Below are 8,717 nucleotides of genomic sequence, written 5' to 3'. Positions count from 1 at the left end.
GCAAAAGCCCGATAATCGCTATCACCACCAGCAGCTCAATCAGCGTAAATCCCTTATGGAACCCCCTGCTCTGAAAAGAGTTGGAAAACCGTTTTTTCATCTGTTCGATTCCTTTTCCTGACAATTGTGGAACGTCCAAATCCACAAAGCACTTAATCAGAAAGATTCCAATCTTCCCTACTTTTACTTGATTCTTATTCGAAAAATTGGAAGGAAAATCTCAAAAAAAACAGATAGGAAAAACCAAAACCTCCTTAAAGAATTGGACTTATAACAAACAGTTGTTTGGTGTGCCCAGAAAAAGATTATATATATCTACATTATCCTCCAATAAAACCTAATTATTTTACAAAAAAGAAGAACTCAGACGGTTATAATATAGAAAATCTTATAATTTTATAGCACATACGCACATACGAGAGAAAGCCCCCAATGACGGCGGAACAAAACGAAAAGAAAAATTATTGTAAAGAAGATACTTTTTTTCGCTATTACGCCCAAAGCCAAAGTGAAATCTATACCTATATTCTCACTATGGTTCCAAACTCCACCGATGCTGAAGATATTTTTCAGGAAACCTCCTCCACAATGTGGCGTAAATTCGAGGAATTCAAACCTGGAACTAGTTTCACCGCATGGGGCTGTAAAATCGCTTACTTTCTCATCCTCGAACATCGCCGAAAAACCGCCCGAACACCTCTACGCTACTCCTCCGAAACCCTCCGTCTTCTCTCAGAGACCTATACACAGCACCAGATTGAAAAACCCCGACGAGCTGAAGCCCTGAAAACCTGCATCAGACGGTTATCGGAAAAGGAACGACTGCTGATCAATCTTCGATACCAGCGCGCTCTGCCGGTCAAACAAATTGCACAGCAGTGGGGAAAATCCAACGAACTGGTCTACAAAAACCTCGCCAAAATCCACTGTTTTCTCTTCGAATGCATTCAGCGAAATCTCCTTTCGGAACACTTTTAATGGAATCCGTCCGCGAAAAATTTGAAATCGCCCGAATTATCCTTCGAATTCTCGACGGTTCAATCTCCCTGGAGGAGTTTGAATCCTTTGAAAAACTCCTCCAGACACGCCTTGACGTGCGAACCTTCTATCTTTCCATCATTGAAAACACCGCTCAATTCCGAAAAACACCGGACATCCTTCAATGGGAACTAACAGAAGAAGACGAAGAAGGTCTTCTTAAGCAGGAACTGTGGCTTTCTCTGGCTGAAATGGAGCAACTGTCCCCGGCCGTTCCAATCGCCAAAGAACCTCCGGCTCCTCCTATTGCGGCCTCCAAACCCTCTCCGACCTTCCGCAAAATCAGTCTGGTGCCGATGCTTGCATCCATCGCCGCCGCCCTGATGCTCCTTCTTTACACTCATTGGATGCCGGTTCGAGATACCCAGCATGGGCAAATCCTCGAAACCTTTCAGGCATGTTTTGACGAGGAATTTGAACAGTACTCTCCCGGCGCTTCGCTTGGCAAACAAACCCTTCGTCTTCAGCAGGGGCTTGTACGCATTCGCACTGAGCAAGGCGCCTTTGTTCTTCTGGAAGGTCCCGCCGAATTCCGACTCGAAAATGACAATCAGCTGTTTTTGATTCAGGGGAAACTGACTGCCGATGTCCCCAAAAATGCCGAGGGATTCACGGTTCGGACACCCTCCGCGTGCATCATCGATTACGGAACCAAATTCGGCGTTGTTATGGACCAGTACGCCAACACAGAAGCTCACGTTCTTGAAGGAACGGTGGAAATGCTTCTCGGCTCCAACCTCCGTACTTCCCAGAAAACCGTGCGGCTCACCGCTTTTCAGGCCGCCTCTGCCTCCGGGCAAACCCTTGCACTGATTCCGGCGAAAGTCCAGGACTTTACGTATCAGATTCCTTCCCCGTTTGAGGCATCCGTTCGAGTCCTCGAGCCCACCCTTTATCTCCGGCTAAAAGAAAAACTCCCCCAAACCCTCGCCGATCTCACAGGAAAAACCGGCTTACAGATTCATTTCTCCTCCGATCTGCAAGTTGTTCAAGGACCTTTCTCGACTCCAGACAGTCCTTCTTACGCTCTTGCAATGATGCCTGAGCAGTCGGTCCGAATCTCCGAGGTCCGGCCGATTTTTGAAAATGATTCCGGCGACTACACCGTTCTCTGCTGGCTTCGGCCGGATAAAATTGAGCCCCAGCTCATCTGGTCTCATCTGACCGCTCAACCTATTCCGGCTGTTATGGAAAATTCCTACTATCGCATCCTGCGGATTGCCGAGGACGGCAGATTGGAACATACCGCCTACTACCCGAACCGACGGCCGGATGCTCGAAAAGTCAATTCCATTGTCAGCGACCGTCCTCTCGAGCCGGGCCGCTGGTATTTCTTTGCCGTCACCCACGCCAAAGGCACCCGGAAATTGATGTATCTCAATGGGCGTCTGTGTGCCCAATCCGCCCGTCCGCAGGACACCCCGCTTGAACGGTACATAGAGCTGTCCTTCGGGCGCTCCCTCGATGAATTGGGGGCTGGCTTTTCCGGTGCCATCACGGATATCGCTTTCTTCAACCGGGTCCTCTCGGAAAAAGAGATTCAGCATCTGTATCAAACCGCCCCGCGAAAATAACTCTTCAGCAGTAAGAAAGAAACCGTTTTCATTCGTTGTCTGCTTTGTTAAGATGACACACGGGAGATAGAAATGAATCCGACAAACAAAATCAGCCGCCGTACTCTGCTCAAACAAGGCACGCTCGGAGCCGCCGGGCTTCTTCTGAATCGACTGGCCCCTTCCCTTTATGCCGGCTCCTCAGTGTTAAAATCGAACCTTCTGATTGTCCTGGCCGACCAGCTGGGATTGAACCACTGCGGCTATGCCCGCTATTGGAACGGCACCCACTATACCGGGCAGGCCGTTACTCCGAATCTGGACCGGTTTGCCGCCCAAAGCACCAACTTCGTCAACACTGTCGCCAATACCCCCGTTTGTTCGGCCTTCCGCGCCACGCTGATGACCGGCAAGTATACCACCAGCCACGGAATGGTCATCAACGAACTGCGGCTCAATCCTTATCAGGACTGCCTCGGTCATGTTTTGACCCGCGCCGGCTGCCAGACTGCTTATATCGGCAAATGGCACCTGTATGCCAACGTCCTCGGCGACCACGACAACCCGAATAACTCCTTTGTCCCCCGCGGCGTCCACCGGCTCGGCTTTAACGGCTTCTGGGCCGCCTATAACTTCCATCACGATTACTACAACACCTACTACCACACCGAATCCAAAGAAAAAATTTATTACGGCCCCGGCGTCTATGAACCCGATGGTCAGACAGACCTGGCTATCAACTGGCTTAAGTGCAATGCCGTCAAATCCTCCCGGCCTTTCGCAATGGTTCTGTCGTGGGGTACGCCGCACGACCCGTGGAATGACGAAAACGTCCCCGCCGAATATCGGGATATGTTCGCAAAGACTTCTCTGCCCAACCCGCCCAACTATAAACCAACCAACGACCCCTATGCCGATAACTGGGCTCGGCTGTCCGACACCGAGCGTGCCTCCCTCGAAACGTGGAGACGAAACTATTACGCGATGACAACCAACCTCGACTGGAACTTCGGACGGCTGATGCAGTTTCTTGACGCCAGCGGTCTGGCCGAAAACACCATCGTTGTTTTCTCCTCCGACCATGGGGAAATGTTCGGTTCGCAGGGCCGCCGCGCCAAAAACATCTTCTACGAAGAAGCAGCCCGCATTCCCTTCCTGATTCGATGGCCCGGACATATCCCGGCCGGGGCCGTCTCCGATGCCTGCCTATCCACCGTCGATTTCGCCCCGACATTCCTCGGTCTGCTCGGTCTGCCTGTCCCCTCCCGATGGGAAGGAATGAATCTGGCCCATCTGGCATTGGGACAATCCGGCCCGCAGCCGGAGTTTGCCTTTCTGCAGGGAACCGGGGCCACCGCCGCCTGGGATGTCGGCCACGAGTGGCGGGCTGTCCGAACCAAACGCTTTACCTATGCCAGATTCCGCATCCCAAGAGCCGATGCACCGCAGGAATTGCTGTTTGACAATCAAAACGACCCTTATCAAATGACAAATCTGGTGTCCAATCCGGAGTACCAGACGACCCTGCAGGACCTTCGCAGCAAACTGAATGAGAAAATGGACTCCCTCAGCGATACCTTTGAAGCCGTCACGTACTACCGCGACAACTGGACGGACGGAAACCGAGTTATTCTCAGAGGAGCCAGAGGATAACCGAACGATGGTTCAGCCGTTTACATTGCTCATCAAACCGGCAGGGCCGGACTGCAATCTGGCCTGCCGGTACTGTTTTTATACCCCCAAAAAGACCCTCTTTCCCGACTCGCCCTGCCGGATGAGCGAAGCTGTTCTTGAAACGCTCTGCAAACAGTACCTTCAATTGCGATTCCCTGTGAATGCCTTCGCCTGGCAGGGAGGCGAACCAACCCTGATGGGACTGGATTTCTACAAAAAAGCCGTCCGCTTTCAGACACAATACCGAACCGAAGAACAATCCGTCCAAAACACATTCCAGACCAACGCCGTCCTTCTTGATGACGACTGGTGCCGCTTCTTCGCTGAACACAACTTCCTGCTGGGCATCAGTCTGGACGGCCCGCAGGAGCTCCACGATTTCTATCGAAAAGACCATTCCGGCCGCGGCACCTACAGCCGAGTTCTCCGGGCGATTGACAGCTGCCGAAAGGCCGCCGTCGAATTCAACATCCTTGTCCTGCTCAACGACCGCAATATCACCGAGCCGGACCTCCTGTTTGATTTCTTCACAGCACAGGGATTTGCCTTCCTCCAGCTGGTCCCCTGTTTTGAAATCGACCCTGATAATCCCCCACAGCCCGCTCCCTGGAGCATTACTCCGGAGCAATACGGCCGCTTCCTGTGCCGGTTTTTCGACCGCTGGCGGGACGGCTGGACGGAAAGACTCAGCGTCCGCACCTTTGACAATTTTATAAATGTTCTGGCGGGCGGCCCCCCCGCTGAGTGTATCTTCGGCCGGCTTTGCAGCGACTATCTGGTCATCGAGCACGACGGCAACGCTTACTGCTGCGACTTTTTCGTCACGCCGGAAACGCGTCTGGGCAGTCTCCTCGATACATCGCTTGAACAGCTGGCCGCCTCCCCGCTCAAACAGAATTTTATCCGCCGAAAACGCCGAATCGCAGACTCCTGCCTGGTCTGCCGCTACCTGGACCTGTGCGGCGGCGGATGCCTCAAAGACCGAATTCCCTTAACAGGAACGGAAAAAACCCCCAGTTTTTTCTGCCGGGCCTATAAAATGTTCCTGGACCATGCCCTGCCTCATCTTCAGGCCCTGGCTGCCTCCGCCGTCCAAAGACGCCAGCCCCCCCGGTGAAGAACCGCCAAAACAAAAAAGCCGTCTCGAGTGGAGACGGCTTTTGAAAAGCAGAAATTGTGGACAAAGGCAGAATTATTTCCTGCGGCGAATTCCCAGCAAGGCTCCTGCCGCAGCCAGCAGACACGTGGCCGGCTCCGGCACTTCCGTCAGAATCAGTCCGTCATACCACGTCCGGTCATACCAGCCGCCTTGAGAGGCATCCGACGGCTTGTCATCCAGATAAACGCGAATCCGGCCGTTCCCATCCGCTGCAATCGTCCCGATGGTTCCCGTAAAAACCCACCGGTCGCCGTCCTGAATCCCCTCAATCCGAGTGCCAGCAATGGCTCCGCTGCCGGCATCCCCCAGGCGGTCAAACAGCAGCATATTGTCCAGACTGAATCCGGCCCGAATGCACCAGTTCTGGCTGTTCGAAGACCAATAAACCACATCGACCTGATAGAGCTGCCCGGGCGTCAGGCCGGAAACGGTTGTCACAATCGCCACACTGTCTTCCCGACCGCTGCCGGTGCCGCTCGATTCAAAGATATCCTTCGCAGCGCCGTTCAGCACACCATCCTGGTCATACCCAAATGCCCTGCGGCCCCACAACCCATCCGGAGCCGTTGCCGTCGTCCACCAGGCATCGACATCCCCGTCACTGGCCCGGGCTGTATTGCCCGAAGCCCCACCCTCGGCATCCACATAAATCACCGCCCATGCCGGCAGAGCGGCCAACAGGAGCATCAGCCAAATCAAACCATCTCTCTTCATCATTCTTTCCTCCACATAAAGGTTTCCATTCCTGTTCCAATTCGCTTTTCTTTTTTGCACAACACACTTCACACACTTTTTCACAGACAATTCGAAGACGGAACCATTGTGCAGGACAGCCAGTCCGATGCCAGTTCCGCAAACTCATACAAATCCACAGCACAATCCGGCTCACCCGAAGCTCCCGTCCAATCCGCCTCCGGCCGGTTCACACACACATCCCCCTCCCAGCCGCTGTCCAGCCATTGTCCTCCCAAAACCGCCAAATCCGCTATATCCGTTCGGCAGTTCCGGTCGAAATCAAACGGTTCAATCCGATAACAGGCCCGCCCTTCCTCATACAGCAGCCTGATTTCCTCGGGCCTCATCGCAAAACTGTAAATCCGCACCTCATCAATCTGTCCCGTCCAGTATCGGGCCGCATCTGACCGATTCCCGATAAATACCGGGTCCGTCCGCTCATTGACCGGCTCGGGGGTCACAGCGGAAGCATCCAGTTGTCCGTCCACATAAAGCCGAATGACCTGACCGTCATAGGTTGCCGCCAGATGATGCCATCGCCCGTCCACCACCGGAATATCCCCATTGGCCTGAAATTCATAATTGGGAGAATTGAAATGGAAGGAAATAAAGTTGGTCGCATTGTTTCGACACAGACGCCAGGAATAACGGCCTTTGCCGATTACAGAAGCCCAGGCGGTGCTCAGCGCAGGGGTCCTGACCCAAACCGAAATTGTGCCGCCGCCGGCCAGCGTCAAATCGGCACTGTTTGTGCAGTTCAGATAACTGCTTCCGTTTAGAGAAATGCACTGCCCCTGGTAGCCGCTCGTGAAGGCAGGGCTCCCCACTCCAACGGCATGATAACCGTTTCCGCTGACATCCTGATAGGAACCGTCCAGCGGCCAATACGCCAGCAAGTCCGCCTTCATCAGCATCGCCGAAGAAGAAGTCGCCGACCCGGCCGAATTCGACACCACACAATAGTAGCGTCCATAATCCGTCGGACCAAGACCCTCCAGAACAAGCTTCGGCGAACCTTCTCCAACCAAAACATTCGAACCGGATGGATTGACTTTATACCAGCGGTACGTAAACGGCTCCAGTCCCGCCGCTTTCACTTCAAAAACCGCTTTCCCTCCTGTCGGTGCGCTGACCGGCTTTGGATGTTCCAGAATCTCCGGCTCGTAGGGCAAAATCGGCTCCGGATCAAACATGGCAACCACCTGCGTGTTATAATTCGTATAGGTTGAATAAGTCCCCCGCATCCAGAGCAGAATCGTGCCGGGCCCGCCGATGGGAATAATCGGACGAAGATTATCCACGGTCGAGTTCTTTGTGATATACTCCCAGGTCCAGGTCTCTCCGCCGTCGGCTGTGGTGCCGCGGAAAATCTCATAATGGCGTTTCCCGTCCGCCCCGCTGATCAGCGGAGCGCCCGTCACCGGATGGGCATTGGTCGAAATATACACTACATTCGGCTGCTCCGGATGAATCGCCGCCAGTCCTGCATAATCGTTCTCCGCCGAATACAGCGCACTGCCTGCATAGGCCAGCGGATAGGTCCGCATCTGGCTGCCGTCCCAGCGGGCATAAAAATACCGCAAATCACTGCCGTCAAAGGTTCCGCTGGAAGCCACCTGCACGGAGAAAATCATCACCGGCCTGCCGTCCGCATCCAGATGAATATCCGTCGGCCAGGCCCGCTGGGTCCAGCTTCCCGGGAAGACCAGCGTCAGCGTCTCCGGCGCCGCCGCATCCGTCGTGGTGATATCCCGCACTTTGACCCCGTCCAGCCGATACAGCCCGCCCTGATAGACATAACCGGCAAAAATGCTCGTTCCCCCAAGGCCGCTGTTGTAATACTCCCGCGGATGGGCATTCGAGCAAACCAGAAAAACCCTGTCGAGGTTATTGGAGGCATACTTGACATACGGCCGCTGTCCGTCTTTTCGAAGCAGCCAGCCGCCGTAGGACCAGGTCTGCCCGTTATCATTTGAAACAAGAAAATTGGGGTTGAAATTTTCCCCGCGGTAAAAATTGTAAATTCGGCCGTTTCCGTTATTTTCATCGGCCAGCCGGAACAGGTTGGAATAGGAGGTGCTGGCTCCGCGCGTCAGAGTAAGATAAGAGCCCCATAGCGTGGCATCATACGGATTGACGCTGATCCGATAACGAATCAGCCGGTCCGTCAGATGTTTGGTGTACACCGCCAAAAGACGTCCGTCCGGCAATTCCAGAAAGGCCGGCACATCATGGTCATCAGCCTCCAGATTGTCATGCAGGGTCACCCGAACCATTGAGCCGCTGTCCAGGTCATAGGAGACCACCTCAATGTCTCCGTGGCGGGCAGTGCCGCCGGCGCCGGCCGCGTTGGCAATCGAACCGACAATCAGTTTGCGGCCCTGCACAATTACCCGCTCATCCTGATACCAGCACCACCCGCCGTTGTCATTCAGCACAACCAGCGGTCCGGCAAACGAACAAACACTCACTCCAAGCAGAAAAATCCAAACCCATCCAGCCGTTTTCATCATGATGCCTTTCTGAGGTCCTCTCATCGAAAGTCCCCCCAAAAGGGG

General features: G+C 53.9%; 6 protein-coding genes. 4 read left to right on the top strand and 2 right to left on the bottom strand.

Features of this window, described 5'->3' with window-relative positions; translation table 11 throughout:
• The first annotated feature begins 432 nt into the window (after positions 1-432).
• The 4 genes from WHS88_10355 (at position 433) to WHS88_10340 (ending at position 5,382) form a co-directional block, all read left to right on the top strand.
• Complete coding sequence (locus WHS88_10355; GenBank protein MEJ5260580.1) at positions 433-978, top strand: sigma-70 family RNA polymerase sigma factor; 546 nt, start codon at positions 433-435, stop codon at positions 976-978.
• A complete protein-coding gene (locus WHS88_10350) occupies positions 978-2,612 on the top strand; it encodes a LamG-like jellyroll fold domain-containing protein (protein ID MEJ5260579.1) in 1,635 nt (544 codons plus the stop codon). Before WHS88_10355 ends, WHS88_10350 begins: the two co-directional genes overlap by 1 nt.
• 72 nt (positions 2,613-2,684) lie before the next feature.
• Positions 2,685-4,244, top strand: a complete 1,560-nt coding sequence (locus WHS88_10345) for a sulfatase (GenBank protein ID MEJ5260578.1) — start codon at positions 2,685-2,687, stop codon at positions 4,242-4,244.
• A 7-nt stretch (positions 4,245-4,251) separates the two neighbouring features.
• Positions 4,252-5,382, top strand: coding sequence for an anaerobic sulfatase maturase (locus WHS88_10340; protein MEJ5260577.1), 1,131 nt, complete (start codon positions 4,252-4,254; stop codon positions 5,380-5,382).
• A gap of 75 nt (positions 5,383-5,457) precedes the next feature.
• Here the strand turns inward: WHS88_10340 and WHS88_10335 are convergent, their stop codons facing one another.
• On the bottom strand, positions 5,458-6,141 hold the full coding sequence (locus WHS88_10335) for a hypothetical protein (GenBank protein ID MEJ5260576.1): 684 nt from the start codon (positions 6,139-6,141) through the stop codon (positions 5,458-5,460).
• A 77-nt stretch (positions 6,142-6,218) separates the two neighbouring features.
• Positions 6,219-8,672 (bottom strand): LamG-like jellyroll fold domain-containing protein, encoded by a 2,454-nt coding sequence (locus tag WHS88_10330; GenBank protein MEJ5260575.1) that lies wholly within the window; start codon positions 8,670-8,672, stop codon positions 6,219-6,221.
• Positions 8,673-8,717 lie beyond the last annotated feature (45 nt).

The sequence above is a fragment of the Anaerohalosphaeraceae bacterium genome, from assembly GCA_037479115.1.
Classification (GTDB): domain Bacteria; phylum Planctomycetota; class Phycisphaerae; order Sedimentisphaerales; family Anaerohalosphaeraceae; genus JAHDQI01.
Note: the sequence above shows the minus strand (reverse complement) of the source record. Positions and strands in the feature narration are given on the sequence as shown.